This is a genomic window from Amycolatopsis sp. cg5 (assembly GCF_041346955.1).
GTDB lineage: Bacteria > Actinomycetota > Actinomycetes > Mycobacteriales > Pseudonocardiaceae > Amycolatopsis.
The window spans coordinates 9,380,940-9,400,030 of record NZ_CP166849.1 but is presented as its reverse complement, the minus strand read 5'-3'; the positions used below and the strand labels follow the sequence as shown (position 1 = coordinate 9,400,030).

Below are 19,091 nucleotides of genomic sequence, written 5' to 3'. Positions count from 1 at the left end.
CCCTCAGGAACGTCGGATGGTGATGCCGCCGAACGAGGTGTGCGCGCGCACCTCGACGGTTTCGTCGGACTGGGCGGGCGAGCCGGTGCTGTCGAGCTGGTTGCGCACCTGGCCGAACCCGGTGTTCACGTCGAGCCAGGCCGCGGTGCCCTCGGCGATGCCGATCTCCAGGTCACCCATCGCGGTGCCGAGCTCGACCGAGCCGCGGGCCACCTCGCCGAGGCGGATGTTGCCGTTGGACGACTTCGCCTCGACGCCGGCGCCCGCCCGGTCGACGGTGATGTCGCCGTTGGCGGCGCGCACCCTGACGTTGCCGGTGGCCGAGGTGATGGTGGTGTCGCCGTTGGCGTTCTTGACGACCACGGAACCGTCGACCTCGCCGAGGTCGACCTTCCCGGAGCCGGTGTGGACCTCGGCGTCACCGGCGACCCGGCCCGCCGTGAGGTGCCCGGTGCTGGTGTCGAGGCGCAGCGGGCCGGTCTGCTCCAGCCGGACGTTGCCGACGGAGGTCTTGAACCGGCAGTCCCCGATCCTGCCGATGCCGCTGAGGTTCCCGACCTGCACGTCGCCGGTCACCCGTGAGCCGCTCGGCAGCTCGATGGTCACCTCGACCGACCTGGTCTTGCGTGAGAAGTCGAACGTGCGCTTCGGGCCCGTCACCTGGAGCACGCCGTTCGCGTAGTCGACGCGCGTCCGCTGGGCGGCCTGCACGTCCGAGGAGTCGGACTCGTTGCTCGGCCGCACGTCGACGACCGTGTCGGTGCGGTCGGTGGCGACGATCCGCACGTTGCCGACGCCGAACTCGAGCGTCACGGAAATGGGTTCGGGAGTGTCGAATTTTGGCATGGTTGTCCCCTGATCATGAGTTGGTGGAGCATCCCCGCAGGTCGGGGCGTGGTGTGTGAAAAGCGGTGAGCGGCTAGCGAACCCAGCCGGTGAAGCCCTGCTTCGCCGATGGGGCGAGCGTGGTTTCGGGTGCCTGGTCCCGCTGCTGCGAGCGGTGCAGCGCCACGGTGGCCGCGCGGACCAGCCAGGCGTTGACCGAGCGGCCCTCCTTGGCCGCGGCCTCCTCGACCGCGGTCTTGAGCGTCTCCGGCAGGCGCACGTTGATCCGCGAGCTCGGCCCGTCCTCGAAGGTGGCCGGGTCACTTTCCGCGAGCGGGGCGGCCTGCTGGAGGTTGGTGGCCGTGGCCGGTTCGGCGCTGGGCACGGTCACGAGGAACTGCGGGTCGCGGCCCTGCAGGCGCACCTGCACCGAGCCGGGAGCCAGGTCGCTGGTGATCTCGTCGGCGGCGGCCGCCAGCGCCTCGAGCAAGGTCATCCGGATCGCCGACTCGAGCGATCCGGTCAGGCGCTCGACCAGCGCACGGGACTCTTCCCCGCCCGCTTCGGCGAGGGTGGCGAATTCACGCCCGAGGTGGCTCACATACGTGGTCAAGTCCATGGCACCACTATGGCACACGGGTGGCACCACTGCAAGGCCAAGTTGGCTCAGATGTGGTGCCATGTGGTGCCGTCGTACTGAATTAGCTGGTCAAGCCGTATTTCGTCAGAAAGTGTCGGTGGCCGGAGGCATGATGCCAGGCATGCGCTACTCGATCTATGTACCGAATTTCGGTGAATTCGCGGCGCCGGAGACCTTCGCCGAGGTGGCACGCCGTGCCGAGGCGGCCGGCTGGGACGGCCTGTTCGTCTGGGATCACCTCGTCGAGCAGAAGAACCTGCGGCGGCACATCGCGGACCCCTGGATCCTGCTCACCACGGCGGCGCTGGCCACCAACCGGATCCGGCTCGGCACCGCGATCACCCCCGTCGCGCGACGGCGGCCGGGCAAGCTGGCCAGGGAGGTCACCACGCTCGACCGGCTGACCGGCGGCCGGATGGTGCTCGGCGTCGGCCTCGGCGCGCCGGTGGAGGACGAATACGCCAGCTTCGGCGACACGGCCGACCTGAAGGTGCTCGCCGAGCGTCTCGACGAGAGCCTGCACGCGCTCGGCCTGCTGTGGTCCGGCGAACCGGTGAGCTACCAGGGCAATCAGGTCACGCTCGAAGACGTGGCCTTCCTGCCCACGCCGGTTCAGCGGCCGAGGGTGCCGGTCTGGGTCGGCGGGCAATGGCCGAACAAGGCGCCGATGCGGCGGGCCGCCCGCTGGGACGGGGCCATTCCCGGCTTCGACGGCATGATGGAGGCCCGGCCACCCGCCGCGGAAGACGTGCGGGAACTGGTGCGTTTCCTCCGCGACCGCCGGACCGAGAACGGACTGGAGGATCAGCCGTTCGACGTCGTCATCGGCGGCGCGAGCCGAGCCGGAGCCCCCGGCCGTGACCTCGTGGGCCCGCTCGCCGACGCGGGCGCCACGTGGTGGAACGAGTGCATGCCATGGGACGACAGCCTTGAACGCGCCGAGCCGATCCTGCGCCGGATCGATCAGGGGCCGCCTGACGTCACGTAGAAGTCTTGCCGTCGCGCAAAAGCAGGCCGCAGGCCACGGCGCCGACAATGAACACCGCGGTCGAGCCCCAGAAGGCCGTGGCGTAGCTGTGGATCGCGGCGTCCGCCCTGACGACCGGGCTGGAGGCGTCCTTGCCGACCAGCTGCCGGGCCAGCGCCGAGGCGGCGAACGAGTTGAGCAGCGCGACGCCGATCGACCCGCCGATCTGCTGTGCGATGTTCACGGTCGCCGACGCGACGCCCGAGTCCCGCGGCTCGACGCCGGAGGTTCCGGCGTCCATCGACGGGGCGATGATCGCGCCGATGCCGGCGCCGAAGAGCATCAGCGGTCCGAGGATGTCCGCGGCGTACGAGCTGTCCCGGCCGATGCGGGTGAGCAGCGCCATGCCGCCCGCCGCGAGCAGCATGCCCGCGACCACCGGGATTTTCGCGCCGAGGCGTGGATAGAGCTGGGTCGTGCATATGCCGCCCGCGAGCACCAGCCCGGCGACCATCGGCAGGAACGCCAAACCGGTCATGATCGGCGAGAAGCCCAGGATCTCCTGCAAGTAGTAATTCAGGAACAGGAACGCGCCGAACAGGCCCACACCGCCGATGAAGATCGCCAGGTTGGCGCCACCACGGGTGCGGTCGAGGATGACGCGCGGTGGCAGCAGCGGATGCGCGGCGCGCGTCTGCCACCAGCCGAACACCGCGAGCAGAAGCACGCCGCCAGGCAGGAAAGGCCAGCTGTTCGCCTCGATGTCGGCGAAACCGTAGACGAGGCAGAACAGACCTGCCGACGCGAGCAGCGTGCCGGGCAGATCCAGGCGCGGCCGGTCGCCGGTCTTGGCCTGGCGCGGGATCAGGATCGCGGCGCCGGCGAGCGTGACGAGGCTGATGCCGACGTTGACGAACAGCGTCCAGCGCCAGTCGAGATATTCGGTGAGCACACCGCCGAGCAGCATGCCGATCGCCGCTCCCGAACCGGAGACACCGCCGAACACGGCGAACGCGGTGGCCCGCTCCTTGGCGTCGGTGAAGGTCGTCGACAGCAACGAAAGCGCGGCAGGCGCGAGTATCGCACCCGCCACACCCTGCACGGCGCGACCGGTCACGAGCACCGTGAAATTCGGCGCCGCACCGGCCACCGCCGAGGCCGCACCGAAGAGGAGCAGGCCCGCGACGAGCATCGTCCGGCGTCCGATCAGCTCGGAAACCCGGCCGGACAACAGCAGCAGGCTGCCGAACGCCAGCGAGTACGCGGTCACGATCCACTGCCGGTCGCCGACCGAGAACCCGAGTTCCCGCTGCGCGCCGGGCAGCGCGATGTTCACGATCGTGACGTCGAGTACATCCATCAGCTGCGCCAGGCAGATCACGGCCAGCACCCACCAGCGGCGGGTGACCGTCTTGGTCGACTCGGTCATCAGAGCAACGGCTTTCCGTCGCGGAAGAGACCACCGGTCGGGCCGTCCGAGTCCAAAGTGGCCGCCCAGACGACACCGCGCGCGCTTTCGGCGGCGGGCCGGTCACGCTCGTCGGCGCGTTCCGGATGAGTCGCCGTCTCACCGGGATCGACGGCGTTGACCAGCACCGGAGTGCCTTCGAAGGCGCGGGCGAGCATGGTGTTCAACGCGTTGAGCATGTACTTGCCGATCGAGTGCGCCGGCGCGCGCAGGTTGGCGCCGAGATCGAGCCCGGTGGCGATCTGCATCGCGGTCAGGCTGGAGACGTTCACGATCCGCGCCGCGGGCGCGGCGTCCAGCAGCGGCCGTAGCGCCTGGACGAGCTCCCACGGACCCAGTACGTCGACCTGCATGGCCGAGCGCACGTCGTCGAGGTCGGCGTCGAGCGCGGACAGCACCCGGAAGTCGGGCATCGTGCTCGCGTTGTTGATCAGAACGTCCAGGTGGCCGAAGGTCCGGACCAGGTGATCGACGGCTTCGCGCATGCTCGACCGCTCGGTCAGGTCGAGCCACAGCGCCGTCGCCGCGTACCCGTCCTGCCGCAGCTGTTCGGCCAGCGACTCGGCGCGGCCGACATCACGAGCGGTCAGGACGACGTGGAAGCCGAGCTCGGCGAGCTGCCTGGCTACGGCGTAGCCCAGCCCGGCCGCTCGGCTGGTGCCGGTGATCAAAGCGGTCTTGATGGTCATGTCAGGTCTCCTTCGACGAGTTAGTGAACTTAGTTCAGTAGCGATGAACTAAGTTCTACATGGCGAACTAAGTTCACGTCAAATAGGCTGACCCCATGGCCCAAGACCCACAGGCCCGCCGCGCGGCCCGCCACCTCGACCCCGACGCCGCACCGGCCCAGCCCAAACAGCGCCGCACCCCGCTCACCGTCGACCGCATCGTCGACGCGGCACTGCACGTCGTCGAGACTCAGGGCTACGACGCGTTGACCGTTCGTTCCATCACCGCCGAGCTCGGCACGAGCCCGTCCTCGCTCTACGCGCACGTGGTCAACAAGGCCGACATCGACGACCTGATCGTCGGCCGCCTCTGCGCCCAGCTGGTGCTCCCCGAACCGGACCCGGCCACCTGGCGCGACCAGCTCCGCGACGTCTACGCCCAAATGCGCGACCAGTACCTGCGCTACCCCGGCATCTCCCGCGCGGCACTCGCCACCGTCCCCACCAACCTCGAAACCGTCCGAGTCGGCGAGTCGATCCTCGCGATCCTGCTCGTCGGCGGCATCGCGCCCCAGACCGCGGCTTGGGGCATGGACGCCATTTCCCTGTACGTCGCCGCCTACACGCTGGAGCTTTCGATGGTCCGCGCCCAGCAGGCCGACCAAGACCAGGCGTGGGTCCTCAGTCGCGACGAGCTGGTCCACCGCCTCGAATCACTGCCGCCAGACCGTTTCCCGCACACCCGAACCCACGCCGCCGTCCTCACCTCCGGCACCGGCCATCAGCGCTTCGACTTCACCATCGACCTGATGCTCGACAGCCTCAGCCGAAAGTCCTGACGATGGCGTGGACCTTCGCGCGAGAATAGGCTGGGTCATGCGCAAACTGATCTTCGGCATGAACCTGACCCTGGACGGCTACATCGCCGCGCCCGGCGACGACATCGCCTGGGGCGGACCACCGAGCGACGAGCTGTTCCAGTGGTGGCTCGACCAAGAGCTGAGCATGAGCATGTCGCTCTACGGCCGCAAACTGTGGGAGACGATGAGCTCCTACTGGCCGACCGGCGACGAAAACCCGGACGCGACCCCGGCGCAGATCGAGTTCGCCCGCAACTGGCGCGACACCCCGAAGGTCGTGTTCTCCTCGACCCTCACCGAGGTCGACTGGAACACCCGCCTCTTCACCGGCGACGCGGTCCCCGAGATCACCCGGCTGAAGGCGGAAGACGGCGGCCCGATGGAGATCGCGGGCGCGACACTCGCCTCGGCGGCGATGCGCGCCGGGCTGATCGACGAATACATGCTGGTGACGTACCCGGTACTGACCGGCGGCGGCACACCGTTCTTCACCGCGCTCGACGGCTGGGTGAACCTGAACCTGGTGGAAACGCGGGTGTTTCCCGGCGGCGTCGTCCTGACGAGGTACGAAAAGAAGCGCTGAGCGAGGCTTAATCGTCCACAGAGGACAGTTAATGGCCGGTCGCTCGCAGCGCCGCCGCGGCGGCGGACCGCACGGCGGGATGCGGGTCGACCACCGCGTCGGCGAGCAGGGAGCCAAGGTCGTCAGCGCCGGTCCGGCCCAGCGCGGTCGCGGCGTTGGCCCGGACGCGTGGCCGGGGGTCGCGGAGTGCTTCGGTCAGCAGCGGGAGCGTCTTCTCGTGGGTGATCCGGCCGAGCGCCGCGGCGGCGCGGGATCGGACCAGCTCATCCTCGTCCTCGAGGCTTCTCTGCAGCGTCCATATGTGGCTCGGGTCTGGGCGTTGGCCGATGACCCAGACGATGACGCGGCGGACGAGCGGGTCGGGATCGTAGCCGGGCAGGTGATGCCCTGGGTCGATGCGGGCGAGGATTCGTCCGGCGAGCTTGCGGACCCGCCGCTCCTCGGTGGTCACCAGCACTTGCGCCAAGGTGGGCGCGAGCGAGTCGTCGGCCAGGCGATCCAAGCCGGTGAGGGCGGCGTATACGTGCCAGCCGTCGCAGGCGGCGGCCAACCGGCCGAGCGCGCGGTGATCGCCGTGCTTGGCCAGCACACGGAAGGCCCGGCTACGGACGGCGGGGTGAACGTCGTCGGTGGCCTTGAGGGCGGCAGGCGTCGCCAAGGGCCCGCCGATCCGGTTCAGCGCCCCGAGGGCGGCGTAGCGAACGTAGAGCGAACTGTCGTCGAGCAGCGTCACGATCGTCGGCGCGGCCTCACGCGCTTCGAGCTTGCCTAGTGCTTGCAGCACGGGAAGCGACTGTAAGTCGTCGTCGGACTCGCGCAGCATGTCGATGAGCGGGCCGATCGCCGCAGTCACGCGTAGGTTGCCGAGCACTTCCGCGGCCGCGAAGCGCCCAGGGCGGCGGTGGCGGAGGTGTTCGATCAGCACCGGCCCGACCCGCGGGTCACCAGCCCGGCTCAGCGCGCGGACGATTTCGTGTTCGGCGCCGTGATACACCTCCCCCAGCGCCGCGGCCAGCACGTCCAGCCGCCTCGGATCGCTGGTCTCCGCGATGCGCTGGGCGGCGCTGCGGCCGCTCCAGCCCTGCTCGCGGGCAGTCTCGGTCAGCAGTTTGACCAACACGTCGAACACCTCGTCCGAGGTCTGCGCGGTGAGCCCTTCCAACGCGGCGTAAACGACGTGAGGGTCGGGGTCGGCAAGGGCCTGCACGAGTATGTGCTGATGGGCGGGCTCTCGGCCGGAACCGAAGGCGCTGACCGCGATGGCGCGAACTGAGCTGATCGGGTGGGTCGCCAAGGTGGCCAGCCACGCTTGCCCGGCCGGGGCGGAGACGACCGAGTGCACGTGCTGGGCGAGCGCTTGACACGCCTCGATCTGCGCTTGCCAGTGTTCGCGCTTGCCTGGTTCGAGTTCGACCAGCCGCGTGACCAGCGCGTCCCCCGAGGCGTTGTCCGAATCCCGCTGTTCGTGCATGAATTTCAGTATGGCCAGTCACGCCAACGAATTTCGGGCGATGCCGTGACTTATGGCGTGATCACGGCGCTGGCGCGTCCCTGGGCGCGGCCGCTGAGTTCGGTGTCGAGGGTTTCCTGGGCGACCCGCATCTGCGTTTGATACTCGGGCTGGTGGAGCCTGCGCATGCCTTCTTCCGGTGCGACGGTTTCGACGTTGGCGATGACCCACCAGATGTTGCCGAACGGGTCGCGGACGCGGCCGCCGCGCTGACCGAAGGCGTTGTCGGACAACGCGGTCACCTCACGGGCGCCTGCCTCGAGCGCGGCGGTGAACGCGGCGTCGGCGTCGGGGACGAACACGCGGAGCAGGGACGGCAGGTCGGGCCAGTCGTCGTGATGGTCGAACGCGAGGACCACCGTGTCACCGATCCGGATCTCGGCGTGCCCGATGCTTCCGTCCGCCATCGGCACTCGCACCTGTTCGACGCCGTCGAAGGCGGCCGTGACGAAGTCCAGCAGTGCGCCGGTGTCCTTGGTGACGATCCAGGGGGCGACCGTCGTGTAGCCGTCCGGGGTGGTGGTCATCGGGTGTCCTTTCCGAGTTGGTGACCACCACGGTAGAAGCCATGTAGGACAGGTCATGTCCTACAAGACCGGTCAGTCGTGCGAGAGGTCGACGAACCGGCTGTAGTGCAGCTGGTGCGCGACGGTGATCGTCGCGGTCGGCCCGGCACGGTGCTTCGCGATGATCAGGTCCGCTTCACCGGCGCGCGGGTCGTCGCGCTCCCAGGCGTCGGGGCGGTTGACCAGGATGACGAGGTCGGCGTCCTGCTCCAGCGAGCCGGACTCACGGAGGTCGGACAGCATCGGGCGCTTGTCGGTTCGCTGCTCGGGACCACGGTTCAGCTGGCTGATCGCGATGACCGGGACTTCGATCTCCTTGGCCAGCAGCTTCATCTGCCGGGAGAACTCCGAGACTTCCTGCTGCCGCGATTCGACGCGCTTGCCGGACGTCATCAGCTGGAGGTAGTCGAGCACGACGAGCTTCAGGTCGTTGCGCTGCTTGAGGCGGCGGGCCTTCGCCCGGATCTCCATCATCGTCATGTTCGGCGAGTCGTCGACGAACAGGGGCGCCTCGGAGACCTCGCTCATCCGCCTGGCGAGGCGGGTCCAGTCGTCGTCGGACATCTTGCCACCGCGCATGTCGGCGAGGCGGATCTTCGCCTCGGCCGAGAGCATGCGCATGACGATCTCGGTCCGGCTCATTTCCAGCGAGAAGATGACGCTGGTCAGACCGTGCTTGATGGACGCCGACCTGGCGAAGTCCAGGCCGAGTGTCGAATTGTGCGTCGGCACCATCGAACGTCCGGCCAAGTACAGGTGGTCCGGCGCGTCGACCTCCACACAGCGAACGGGCACCGAGGCCACCGGACGGACATCGACGATGTAGCGCTGATGCGGACGGCAGATGACGCCGGTGAGCCGCTCCTTCTGCAGCAGGTGCTTGCGCTCCAGCCAGAAGACACGGTTCTGGGTCGTGAAGTGCAACGTGTAGGCGGTCGAGCTTTCCTCGGAACGTCCGCGTACCCGCTTGGTGCTCATGGAGCAGCGGTAGCCGAGGCTGACGATCAGCTCATAAGTGTCTTGAGCCAGCCTGGCGTTGGTGACCGAGAACTGCACCGCGCCGGATTGGGCGACGGTGCCGTCCGTGTCGAGCAGCCCGGCCAGCAGCGCACGCCGCTGCTGCACCGAGGCACGCAGGTATTCGGTCGGGATGTGCTTGTTGTCGAGCACACCGAGGGTCCGGAGCATGGCCTGCACCGTGCCGTGGTGATTGCCGCCACAGGACCGGCCACAGGTGCGGACCTGCGAGGTCTGCGGGGTGAACGGGGTGCCGCACACTTCGCAGTTCCGGTACTCGATCGGCTCCGGCCTGGGTAGGCGCAGGCTGTACGACATCGGACCGAGCTTGCTGGTCTCCAGACCGGCTTCGGCTTCGAGGTACCAGATGATCTGCGGATCCGCCGTGGTGAACCGCGCGCCCGCCGAATGCCCGTCACCGAGCCAGGCGCCGAGCGCATAAGGGTGCAGCAGGAGATCGCGGTCCGGCAGCTGCATCGCGTTCGCGGTCTTGATGGAGTGGTTCGCTCGCTTGTCCGCGGTTCCGCAGCGCACCGTCGCCGCGATCTCTGCGGTGGTCCGGACCTCCGCTGTCACAGCAGGCCGCTGTCGACGGCTGCGCGCTGCCTGCGCCGCGCGACGGGAGGCCCTGGTTTCGGTGAGCCATTGATGGTTCGCGTCCGCGACGAGCACCGTGCCGTCGGAGAACTCGACCTCGTAGCAGGGGCGATCGTGCAGCACGCCGGTCGCGTCCACGACGGTGATCGGCTTGCCGTGCGCGCCGATCAACTGGTCGCCTGGCTGGACTTCACCCATGGTCGTCCAGCCGTTGGGCGTGGGCAACGGGGTGTCCAGCGCGAGTGCCTTGCCTACACCGGGACGTGCGGCGACGATGATCATCTGGCCGGGGTGCAGGCCGTTGGTCAGCTCGTCGAAGTCGGTGAAGCCGGTCGGGATGCCCTGGGACTGGCCACCGCGGGAGGCGATGGCGTCGATCTCGTCCATCGTCGGCTGGAGGAGCTCTTCCAGCGCGACGTAGTCCTCGCTGGTGCGCTTCTCGGTGACGTCGTAGATGGCGGCCTGCGCGCGGTCGACGACCTCGTCGATGTTCGCGCCGTCGGCGGCCGCCGCGCCGTAGCCGTACTGGACGATGCGGGTGCCCGCCTCGACGAGGCGCCGGAGTACGGCCTTCTCGGAGACGATCTCGGCGTAGTAGCTGGCGTTGGCGGCCGTGGGGACCGTGGCGATCAGCGTGTGGAGGTACGGGGCGCCGCCGACGCGGCCGAGTTCGCCTCGGCGCTCGAGCTCGGCGGAGACGGTGATCGGGTCGGCGGGCTCGCCTCGGGCGTAGAGGTCGAGGATGCAGTCGTAGATGGCCTGGTGGGCCGGGCGGTAGAAGTCGTCGGGGCCGAGCGCCTCGATGACGTCGGCGACGGCGTCCTTGGACAGCAGCATGCCGCCGAGCACGGACTGCTCGGCTGCCAGGTCCTGAGGCGGCTGACGGTCGAAGGCACCGCCTCCGCCACCTCCGCCGCCTCCCCCTCCTGGGCCCGGATCTTCGGGGCCGGGGTCGCCGGACTCGTACATCGGACCGCGGTCGTCGGTGAGCGCCACCGCTCTCAACACCTCCTCGTTCTGTCGAACATAAGTTCGATTATGCCTGACGTGGCCGCATGCTGTCGCTGCTCGCTTCGGCGGGTCGTGGACGGCCCGCGCGCCCCCTCGGTCGCCACCGTGCGTACCGGGCCGTCAGGGCACGCTAGATGCCCTGAAAGAACCAACACAAATCCGGGTGGGGAGCAACCTGTGGACAACCTGGGGACGAATGGGGGTAACCAGTCACAGGTGCGCCCCAGCCTGTGTACAACCTGGGGACAACAACGTGAACAGTTCGGAGATCCCCTGGTCAGGGCCTGTGTGCAAGCTGTGGAGAACTTTGTCAAAACTCGTTCGGCGTGTCGGACGATACTGCTTGTTCGGCGTGTCGCGGGGCCGTGTCGGCGTCGTGTGGGCACCGGCCTGTGGATGAAAGCTACGGAGGGTAGACCGGGTTCCCGATAGGCTGAATGGCCCTCGTGGCTACGACGCGAACAACCTGCCCTGTGCGCTCTGTAACCGCTCGGCGAGTAACCGCTGGTTGGCGGGGGTGAAGGCGATCGACGGCTCGCCACTGCCCGGTACCTCTTCGGTCAGCCAGCGGCCTTCCGACGTATCGATGTAGTTCACGGGGCGTTCGATTCGCTGCCGGTTCCCGTTACGGCCACGGGCCGCGACGTACAGACTGCCGCCACCCATTCGGCGTAGTCCGAGTATCCGGCGGAGCTCGTCGGCCTCCTGGCTGCCCGCGCTCGCCTGCCCGCTGCGCAGCACCGAATAGCCGTCGTCCTGCGCGGTGGTGGTCGCCGACGCGCCCGCCACCTGGCTCTTGGGGACGACCAGCGCGGTGCCGCGCCCCGGCGCCAGCTTCGGGATCTGCTCGATGAAACTTTCCAGCACCTCGGACGGCTTCACCGAGGCCAGCACGACGCCCTCGTGCTCGGGGTTGCGCGCGAGCACGAACCCCTCGCCGCCCGCGCTGCCCGCGAGCAGGGTGTACTTCAGCGCCTTGCCCTCGTAGCCGCCGTCGATCCACGCGTAGTACTCGAGCTGCGGCCTGACGACGGCCTCCAGCGTGGCCTTCAGCCCGGAGTCGAGGCCGCGCGGGCCGAACAGCCCATAGCGGGCGAGTTCGGCGTTGACGCGGTCGTCTTCCTTGCGCTGCGCGGACTGGTCGTAGAACGCGGGCGTCTCGGCGAGCACGGTGTGCGGCTCGCCGTCGCGCCGCCTGATCAAGTTGATCAGGGTGGCCGTCGCCACCGTGACCTGGTTGGCCAGCACCGCGCCGTTCCCCCTAGCTGTTCGTCGTTGAGCCGTGCCATCTTGGCACGCCGGGCCTATTCGCCGATCACAGGCGGTGCGGTCAGCTCGTCGGTGCCGAACAGCTCGTTGCCGTCCTCGCCGAGCAGGAACTTGGACGAGCGCTCGGTGTCCTCACCGCCGCCACCCTTGGCGCCGTGGCCCATTCCGCCCATGCCGCCGCCCATCATCCCGCCCTTGCCAGCCGCCGCGGCCGCGCCCGCGGCGCCGGCCGCTCCGGCGCCGCCCGCACCCGCGCCGGCGCCCATGCCCTGACCGGGCAGTCCGACGCCGGTGCCGGAACCAGGGCCGAACCCGCCCGTTCCGATGGCGCCACCCGAGCCGGGACCGAAGCCGCCGGTGTCGATCGAGCCGCCGCCACCCGGCGTGAACCCACTGCCGCCGCCCGGAATGCTGCCGCTGCCACTACCCGGGCCGAAGCCGGTCGGGATGGAGCCGGGCTGGTAGCCGGCCGCCCTGGTGTCGTCGTTCCAGCCCGGGTACTTCGGCGGGGTGTACGAACCGGGACCGGGCACCTGGCCTGGCTGGTATCCGGGAATGTTCGGCGGCTTGTAACCGCCTGGCGCGCCTGGAATCTGGCCAGGCTTGTATCCGGGGATGCTGCCGGGAGCGACCGGCATGCTGCCGCCGCCGGGGATGCTGCCCGTGCCACCCGGGATGCTGCCCGTCCCGCCGGGGATGGAGCCGCGGCCCTTGTCGCCGTCCTTGTCCCCGTTCTTGCCGTCGTCGCCGCCGGGCTTGTCCTTGCCCTTGCCGTCGTCGGTGATGCCGACCTTGTCGACGTCGCCGGACATCTGGCTGTACGTCGGCATTTTCTCGCCGTTGGCGTTGCTCGCCTTGAAGTACTCGTTGAAGGCGTCGACGTTCGCCTGGCCGTTCTTGTTGTAGTCCTTGATCGCGCGGTCGGTGTCGGTCTCCCACGGCGTGATCGAGTTGAGGAAGTTGTTCTCCGGCGGCTTTTCCGGGACCTGGACGACCTTGGAGATCACGGTGTTGAACGCCTCGTGCTGCTCGCCGAGGTACTTGTCGCTCTCGGTGAGTTTCCGGCCGGAGTCCAGCATCCACGCCTTCAGCGGATGCGCGCCCGCGTTCTGCGCCGCCGCCACGCCGCCGCCCTGCCACGCCGCGTCCATGTCGCGGGCGAGTTTGTCGATGGTCGAAACGCGTTGCTGGTAAACGCTTTTGAGTGTCGCGGCCGAACTCTGGCCGTCGCTGATGGACTGCGGGCCCGGACCGTGGTTGAGCTGGTACCAGATCTGGTAGCAGTCGATCTTGCGGTCGCCGTCGCCCGCGGCGTAACTGCCGGACTTGTCCCGGCTGAGCCACCCGAACGCGGCGGCGCCTGCGACGATGGGAATCAGGAACAACACGGCGATCAGCCTGCCTTCAGCGTGTCGATCATCGCGGTGGCCACGTCTTCGGCCACCGGGCACGGGTTGGTCGCGGCCTTGCTCTTGGACAGCTGGGTGAACACCAGCACCTCCAGCTCGTCCGTGACCGCGACGTGCAGCGAGCAGCGACCGTCCTTGCGGCGGTCGACCGGGTCGGCGAAGACGGCGGGGTAGCCGCCGATGCTCGTCGGCTCGAAGTACTCCTGCTTGTCCTTGCGGTCGTAGATGTTGCTGAGCCCGGTTTTGCTGCTCGTGATCGGCGAGATGCTCACCGTGTCGAACTGGGAGACCGACGAGTCCCACGCGCAGGTGGGACCCGAATTGTTGGTCTTGGTGTAGCCGGTCTTGAGCTGCAACTGGCTCACCGCCGACGAGGACAGCCCGGTGCACGCGTCGGAGAGCAGGCTCGCGGTGTTCAGCGGGGCGGGCACCCTCGGCGCCGAGCCGGAACCCGAATCGACCGCCGAGTTCGACTCCGAGGTGGGCGTGTTCATCGGCAGGCCGGACGTGTTGCTCTTGTTGCAGCCGGCCAGCGCCGCACCCAGCGCGAGAGCGGTGACGGAGATCGTGAGAGCACGGTTCACTGCGCGCGGTTTCCCGTCTTGGAGATGGCGGCTTCGGTTTCCGCCTCCTGCGTGGTGATCTGCTTCTTGGCGAGCTGCAAAGACTCGAGGTACTGCTCGACGTACTCCTGCATCGCGCGGTTCTGCGCGTAGAACGCCTTGCCGGACGGGTTCGCGAGCTTCTCCCAGTCGCCGCTGGCGAACTCGCGCCCCGGTGCCTCGACGTTGGCCATCATTTCGGCGTCACGCTCGTCGGCCTTGAGATCGGCCAGCAGGTCCTGCCACTGCTGGATGACCGCGTCGATCTTGTCGGCGTCGAACTGGAAACCGCCACCACCCGGGGTCCCGCCACCGGGCATCGGGGTGTTGCCCGTGGGCGCGGGCATGGTGATCACCCGGCGGTCGTTCGGATTCCGGGTCATCGGGTCTGGCGCGTCACCCATTGTCGAGCCCCCTAACGCTGAGTTTCCAGTCTCCTACTCGGACGCGGCTGTCGCCACCGGCGTTCCCGTCCCCGAGCATAAAGAAAGCGGGAACCTCCTCGATGGGAGGTTCCCGCCTTCAGGTGAAGCAGGGTGTTACTTGGCCTTGACCTCGAGGCGGACGTCGACCTTCACGTCCGGGTGCAGGCGAGCGCTCACCGAGTGCTTGCCAACGGTCTTGATGTGGTCCTTGAGCTCGATGACGCGCTTGTCGAGCAGCGGGCCACCGGCGGCCTTGATGGCCGAAACGATGTCGGCGTTGCTGACCGAGCCGAAGAGCTTCTTCGAGCCCTCGGCGGCCTTGGCGGACAGCTCGATGGCGCCGAGGCCCTCAAGCGTCGCCTTGACCTCCTTGGCGTGGTCGAGGTCGCGGATACGGCGACCTTCCTGCGCGCGGCGGATGGTCTGGACGTTCTTCTCCGCACCCTTGGTGGCGGGCATCGCGTAGCCACGGGGGAAGAGGAAGTTACGCGCGTAGCCGTCCTTGACCTCGACGATGTCGCCGGGGCCGCCCAGGTTGGCAACGTCGGTGGTGAGAATGATCTTCGCCATTGACTTGCCTCCTTAGCGTGCGGTCGAGGTGTAGGGCAGCAGCGCCATCTCGCGGGAGTTCTTGACCGCGATGGCGATGTCACGCTGGTGCTGGCTGCAGTTGCCGGTCACACGACGGGCGCGGATCTTGCCGCGGTCCGAGATGTACTTGCGAAGCAGGTTGGTGTCCTTGTAGTCGATCGACTCGGGACGGCCCTTCTTCGCGGCCTTGCAGAACACGCAAACCTTCTTCTTGGGCTTGCGAATGGGTGGCTTAGCCACTGTGGACTCCTAGAAAAAGAAAGTGGTTGTTTAGAAGGGGGGCTCGTCGGCGAAACCGCCGCCGCCACCACCGGAGGACGCCGCGGGAGCCGAGCCCCACGGGTCGTCGGCGGGCATGCCGCCGCCTCCGCCGGACGGGGCGCCTCCGCCGAAGCCGCCGCCACCGCCGCCGCCACGGCTCACCTTGTTCACCTTGGCGGTCGCGTAGCGAAGAGAAGGCCCGATCTCGTCGACCTCGAGCTCGACGACAGTGCGCTTCTCGCCCTCTTTGGTCTCGAAGGAGCGCTGCTTCAGGCGGCCCTGGACCACGACGCGCGCGCCGCGGGTCAGCGACTCGGCCACGTTCTCCGCGGCCTGACGCCAGATGTTGCAGCGCAGGAACAGCGCCTCGCCGTCCTTCCACTCACCGGACGCCTTGTCCAGCGTGCGCGGGGTGGACGCGACCGTGAAGTTCGCGACCGCCGCACCGGAAGGGGTGAACCGGAGTTCCGGGTCCGAGGTCAGGTTGCCGATCACCGTGATGACGGTGTCTCCAGCCATCGGGACTTCTCCTTAGCCTCAGGCCTTGGCAGCGGCGGCAGTCGCCGCGGCGGCCTTGACGGGCTTCGCGGCGGGCTTGCGCAGCAGGCGGGACCCGGCCTTGGGGACCTCGCGACGCATGACCTTGGTGCGGAGCACGGTCTCCTGCAGCGACAGCTGCCGGTCGAGCTCCTTGACGGCGTCCGGCGTGGAGTTGAGGTCCAGCAGGGCGTAGATGCCTTCGGCGTGCTTCTTGATCTCGAACGAGAGCCGCCTGCGGCCCCAGACGTCGACCTTCTCAACGCTGCCGCCGGACGTGCGGATCACGTTGAGGAACGTGTCCAGCGTCGGGGCGACGGTGCGCTCGTCGAGCGTGGGATCGAGGATGACCATTACCTCGTAATGGCGTGACACAACCACTCACCTCCTGTGGGCTCACGGCCATGGACAGTCCATGGCAGGAGGGTTTGTCAAGGAGGAAGTGTACGTGCCCCCTACGACACCCTTCGCAGCACCCAGGTCCTGACCAGCGCGGCGGTCACCCCGGCCAGCAGGATCACGGCCAGGAGCATGGGAAGTTCGACGCCGCCGTCGCCCGCGGGCGCGGCGATCTGCTCGGCGTTGCCCGCGTTGCGGATGTCGGCGCCCTGACCGTTGGCGGCGCCGGGCAGGCCGAACTGGGGCGCCTGGCCGGGCAGCGGGGTGCCTGCCGGGTACTTGTCACCAGGCGGGAGGCTGAAGCCGGGCTGACCGGCGACCGGGATGTTGCCGTAGTCGCGCGCCGGGACGGTCAGGCCGCCGGTGCCGCCGTTCGGCGTGAAGTTGGGGGTGCCGGGGTTGGTGCCCGGCTGGGTGGTGCCGCCGTTGGACGGCAGGTCGTCGCGCGGCGTCTCGCTGCTCGGCGCAACGTAGTTGGCGGCGACGACGGTCAGCCCGCAGCCGCCTGCGACCTTGTTCGCCACGCTGGTGAGCGTCTTCTCCTGGTCGAAGCCGAGTCCCCAGGTGCCGGTGGCCTTCAGCGCCGCGCGCACGGCCTTGCCGATGGTGGCGCCGTCGACCGAGCCGCCCGCGGCGTTCGGGACGGTGCCGACGCCGATCGTGGCGACCTTGGCGATGTCGTTGGCCGCCCAGTCACCGACGGCGAGCGTGCCCGCCTCGTTCGCGCCCTTGCGGACCAGTTCCTTGACCGAGGTGCCGGAGATGGCGACCGTGCTGCCGATGGTCGAGCTGACCGAGCCGCTGCAGGCGTCGGCGAGCGTGGTGCTGGCGGAGGCGGTGCCGGTGCCGAGGAAGGCGCCGGCCCCCACTAGCAGTGCCATCGTGGAGAGGGTGAGCGCTTTGCGGGTGATCGGGGCAGCGTTCTTCCGCACGGGCGCAGTCCTCCAGAAGACGAATTATTTTCGGGGCGACACAGCTACAACGAGCCGGGCACCGGAAAGATACTTCGCGGTAGGACTAAACAGTAGCGGCCATTCGGCGGAGTACCCAGGTCCGAACGAGCCAGGCACTGACTCCGGAGAGTGCCAATACGGCGATGAGCACTGGTAATCCGGGTTCGCCGGACGACTCACCGGTGTACGGCAGCGCCTCCGCCTGTCCCGCATTCTGGATGCCGGCGCCCGAATTCTTCTTTCCGTCCGATCCCAGCAGTCCGAACTGCGGGGCGTATCCCGGGATCTGGTTGCCGTAGCGCAGCGCGGGCGAAGGTGAGAAGGCGCCCGCGCCCGCCACCGGGATGCCGCCGTAGTCGCGCATCGCGGCCCAGCCGGTCGGGGTGAAGAAGTTGCCGGGCAGTCCGCCGAACTCGGGCGCGCTGCCGCCGCCGCCGAGCACCGGGCTGTTCGCGTCGGGGATCGTCACGCCGGGAGCCGGTCCGCCCGCCGGTGCGCCTGGCGCACCCGGGGTGTCACCGCCTGGCGTCTGCGGGTTGCCGGGCGCGCCGGGGTTCTGCGGGGCCTGGCCGACACCGGCGACCTTGTTGACGGTGTCGGTGAGCTTGTTCGTGCCGTCCGAGACGCCCTGGTTGACGGCGTCCGCGACGGGCGCGCCGACCACCGGGATCGGCGAGACGACGGTGTTGACCACGGTCACGGTGACCTTGCAGACCGTGCCGAGCAGCGCGTTGATGGTGCCGGTCAGTATCTGGGTCGCCTGGCCGACGATGCCGAGGTCGAGCGGGATGCCGAGCAACGGCGTGGTCGCGACGACGTGGTCGCCTGGCTTCGCGGTGATGGACGAGCCGCACGGCACCGTCTTGGTCTCCGCCGAGGCGGTTCCGGGCGCGCCGAGCACAGCGGACCCCGCGAGGACGAAAGCCGTCGCAGCGATCGCCGTCGCTCTGCGTGTCGGATACCGCATGCCAGCTGACCCCAATCGCCGTTGTTGCTGGGATAACGACGCTAACGGACAGCAGTGACGCCCGCCCAGTGAAAAAACCTCGGCATTCGGGTGGAACGGCGCTACCCCGAGTGACCTAGCTGGTCTTTCGGTACATCCAGGCGCGTAGAAGACCTGCGGCGACGACTGAAACCGCCAGCACGGCGAGCAACAGCGGCAACCGCGCGGGCGCCTGCGGGGCGACCAGCGCTTGCGCGGTGCCCGCCCGGTCCGCGACGACCACCGGGGTGTCGTCGTCGACCCGCAGGCTCGGCGCCTTGCCCGGCGGCACCGACGGCGCGATCACCGGCGCGCCCGCGCTGAAGTTGGCGGGCAGCGGGTACGGATTGAGGAAGAAGCCGGGTACGGCGACCGCGCCCGGTCCGCCGCCGTCGATCGGCACGACCGGGTTGATCTCGGTGGCCGGGGTCGTCGTCGTGCCGGTCGCGGGGTCGGACGGCTTCGGGTCCGGCTTGCCCGGCTCGTGCGGAACCGGCGCCGGCTTGTCCGGCTTGGGCTGCTGTTTCCCGCCGAGCGCGCTTTGGGTGGTGTCGCCGACGGCGTTCACCGCGTTCTGGGCGCTCGTGCACAGCCCGCGTACCTGGGGTGAGTTGCCTGCACCCAGCGCGCGGACGGCGTCGCCGACCGGCAGTGAGAGCAGCGGCTTGCCGTCTTGGCGTGCGGCGGACTGCGAGTCGAGCGCGATCGTCAGCTTGCCGGGGAGGTTGAGCGCGGCGCCGGCGTCGAGGACGAGGCCGTTCGCTCGGGCGCCCTGCAGCGTCGTGGCGCAGCTGCCGGAGAGCGTGTCGTCCGCCATCGCGGTGAGTGGGAACGCCAGTGAAGCGGTGAACACCAGACCCAGCGTGGTGACCTTGCGCATCGCGTCTTCCTTCGCCATTGGGCTGCTTGGTCCAAGCAGATGACTGCATTCGGCCTAAGAATGATCAC

21 protein-coding genes are annotated in these 19,091 nt (G+C 68.8%); 3 read left to right on the top strand and 18 right to left on the bottom strand.

All coding sequences use genetic code 11. The annotated features are described in order from the left end of the window. Nucleotides 1-3: 3 nt before the first annotated feature. Complete coding sequence (locus AB5J62_RS42925) at nucleotides 4-846, bottom strand: DUF4097 domain-containing protein (RefSeq protein WP_370945794.1); 843 nt, start codon at nucleotides 844-846, stop codon at nucleotides 4-6. 73 nt (nucleotides 847-919) lie between these two features. Continuing rightward, a complete protein-coding gene (locus AB5J62_RS42920) occupies nucleotides 920-1,444 on the bottom strand; it encodes a YlcI/YnfO family protein (protein ID WP_370945793.1) in 525 nt (174 codons plus the stop codon). Between the two features lie 142 nt (nucleotides 1,445-1,586). Here AB5J62_RS42920 and AB5J62_RS42915 point away from each other — a divergent pair, with 142 nt between their 5' ends. Next, complete coding sequence (locus tag AB5J62_RS42915; RefSeq protein WP_370945792.1) at nucleotides 1,587-2,453, top strand: LLM class flavin-dependent oxidoreductase; 867 nt, start codon at nucleotides 1,587-1,589, stop codon at nucleotides 2,451-2,453. Here AB5J62_RS42915 and AB5J62_RS42910 read toward each other — a convergent pair. Next, complete coding sequence (locus AB5J62_RS42910; RefSeq protein WP_370945791.1) at nucleotides 2,446-3,861, bottom strand: MFS transporter; 1,416 nt, start codon at nucleotides 3,859-3,861, stop codon at nucleotides 2,446-2,448. The genes AB5J62_RS42915 and AB5J62_RS42910 overlap by 8 nt on opposite strands. Further along, nucleotides 3,861-4,589 carry an SDR family NAD(P)-dependent oxidoreductase gene (locus tag AB5J62_RS42905; protein ID WP_370945790.1) on the bottom strand — a complete coding sequence of 243 codons (729 nt, stop codon included), beginning with the start codon at nucleotides 4,587-4,589 and terminating at the stop codon, nucleotides 3,861-3,863. The genes AB5J62_RS42910 and AB5J62_RS42905 overlap by 1 nt, the downstream gene beginning before the upstream one ends. A 95-nt stretch (nucleotides 4,590-4,684) precedes the next feature. On the opposite strand from AB5J62_RS42905, the gene AB5J62_RS42900 reads away from it, so the two are divergent. Continuing rightward, nucleotides 4,685-5,407 carry a TetR/AcrR family transcriptional regulator gene (locus tag AB5J62_RS42900; RefSeq protein ID WP_370945789.1) on the top strand — a complete coding sequence of 241 codons (723 nt, stop codon included), beginning with the start codon at nucleotides 4,685-4,687 and terminating at the stop codon, nucleotides 5,405-5,407. Between the two features lie 37 nt (nucleotides 5,408-5,444). After that, the gene (locus AB5J62_RS42895; RefSeq protein WP_370945788.1) at nucleotides 5,445-6,011 is read left to right on the top strand and encodes a dihydrofolate reductase family protein; all 567 of its coding nucleotides are present in this window, start codon (nucleotides 5,445-5,447) and stop codon (nucleotides 6,009-6,011) included. A 28-nt stretch (nucleotides 6,012-6,039) separates the two neighbouring features. Here AB5J62_RS42895 and AB5J62_RS42890 read toward each other — a convergent pair whose 3' ends face one another. The 14 genes from AB5J62_RS42890 to AB5J62_RS42825 all read right to left on the bottom strand — a co-directional run bounded on the left by AB5J62_RS42890 (nucleotide 6,040) and on the right by AB5J62_RS42825 (nucleotide 19,041). Continuing rightward, nucleotides 6,040-7,482: a HEAT repeat domain-containing protein gene (locus AB5J62_RS42890; protein WP_370945787.1), complete on the bottom strand. Its 1,443-nt coding sequence runs from the start codon at nucleotides 7,480-7,482 to the stop codon at nucleotides 6,040-6,042. Between the two features lie 50 nt (nucleotides 7,483-7,532). After that, the gene (locus AB5J62_RS42885; protein WP_370945786.1) at nucleotides 7,533-8,048 is read right to left on the bottom strand and encodes a VOC family protein; all 516 of its coding nucleotides are present in this window, start codon (nucleotides 8,046-8,048) and stop codon (nucleotides 7,533-7,535) included. A 72-nt stretch (nucleotides 8,049-8,120) separates the two neighbouring features. Next, nucleotides 8,121-10,697: a replicative DNA helicase gene (gene dnaB / locus AB5J62_RS42880; RefSeq protein WP_370945785.1), complete on the bottom strand. Its 2,577-nt coding sequence runs from the start codon at nucleotides 10,695-10,697 to the stop codon at nucleotides 8,121-8,123. 465 nt (nucleotides 10,698-11,162) lie between these two features. Continuing rightward, nucleotides 11,163-11,960 (bottom strand): ESX secretion-associated protein EspG, encoded by a 798-nt coding sequence (locus AB5J62_RS42875; protein ID WP_370945784.1) that lies wholly within the window; start codon nucleotides 11,958-11,960, stop codon nucleotides 11,163-11,165. Between the two features lie 56 nt (nucleotides 11,961-12,016). Then, on the bottom strand, nucleotides 12,017-13,369 hold the full coding sequence (locus tag AB5J62_RS42870; protein ID WP_370945783.1) for a hypothetical protein: 1,353 nt from the start codon (nucleotides 13,367-13,369) through the stop codon (nucleotides 12,017-12,019). Between the two features lie 5 nt (nucleotides 13,370-13,374). After that, a complete protein-coding gene (locus AB5J62_RS42865) occupies nucleotides 13,375-13,974 on the bottom strand; it encodes a DUF3558 domain-containing protein (protein ID WP_370945782.1) in 600 nt (199 codons plus the stop codon). Continuing rightward, nucleotides 13,971-14,396 carry a hypothetical protein gene (locus AB5J62_RS42860; RefSeq protein ID WP_370945781.1) on the bottom strand — a complete coding sequence of 142 codons (426 nt, stop codon included), beginning with the start codon at nucleotides 14,394-14,396 and terminating at the stop codon, nucleotides 13,971-13,973. The genes AB5J62_RS42865 and AB5J62_RS42860 overlap by 4 nt, the downstream gene beginning before the upstream one ends. A gap of 135 nt (nucleotides 14,397-14,531) precedes the next feature. Then, a complete protein-coding gene (gene rplI, locus AB5J62_RS42855) occupies nucleotides 14,532-14,987 on the bottom strand; it encodes a 50S ribosomal protein L9 (protein ID WP_370945780.1) in 456 nt (151 codons plus the stop codon). A 12-nt stretch (nucleotides 14,988-14,999) separates the two neighbouring features. After that, a complete protein-coding gene (rpsR, locus tag AB5J62_RS42850; protein ID WP_091288784.1) occupies nucleotides 15,000-15,248 on the bottom strand; it encodes a 30S ribosomal protein S18 in 249 nt (82 codons plus the stop codon). A 30-nt stretch (nucleotides 15,249-15,278) separates the two neighbouring features. Then, the gene (locus tag AB5J62_RS42845; protein ID WP_370945779.1) at nucleotides 15,279-15,788 is read right to left on the bottom strand and encodes a single-stranded DNA-binding protein; all 510 of its coding nucleotides are present in this window, start codon (nucleotides 15,786-15,788) and stop codon (nucleotides 15,279-15,281) included. 18 nt (nucleotides 15,789-15,806) lie between these two features. After that, nucleotides 15,807-16,181, bottom strand: a complete 375-nt coding sequence (rpsF, locus tag AB5J62_RS42840) for a 30S ribosomal protein S6 (protein ID WP_370945778.1) — start codon at nucleotides 16,179-16,181, stop codon at nucleotides 15,807-15,809. Nucleotides 16,182-16,261: 80 nt separating this feature from the next. Then, complete coding sequence (locus tag AB5J62_RS42835; protein ID WP_370945777.1) at nucleotides 16,262-17,086, bottom strand: hypothetical protein; 825 nt, start codon at nucleotides 17,084-17,086, stop codon at nucleotides 16,262-16,264. A 136-nt stretch (nucleotides 17,087-17,222) separates the two neighbouring features. After that, a complete protein-coding gene (locus tag AB5J62_RS42830; protein ID WP_370945776.1) occupies nucleotides 17,223-18,125 on the bottom strand; it encodes a hypothetical protein in 903 nt (300 codons plus the stop codon). 115 nt (nucleotides 18,126-18,240) lie between these two features. Beyond that, nucleotides 18,241-19,041, bottom strand: coding sequence for a hypothetical protein (locus tag AB5J62_RS42825; protein ID WP_370945775.1), 801 nt, complete (start codon nucleotides 19,039-19,041; stop codon nucleotides 18,241-18,243). Between the last annotated feature and the right edge of the window lie 50 nt (nucleotides 19,042-19,091).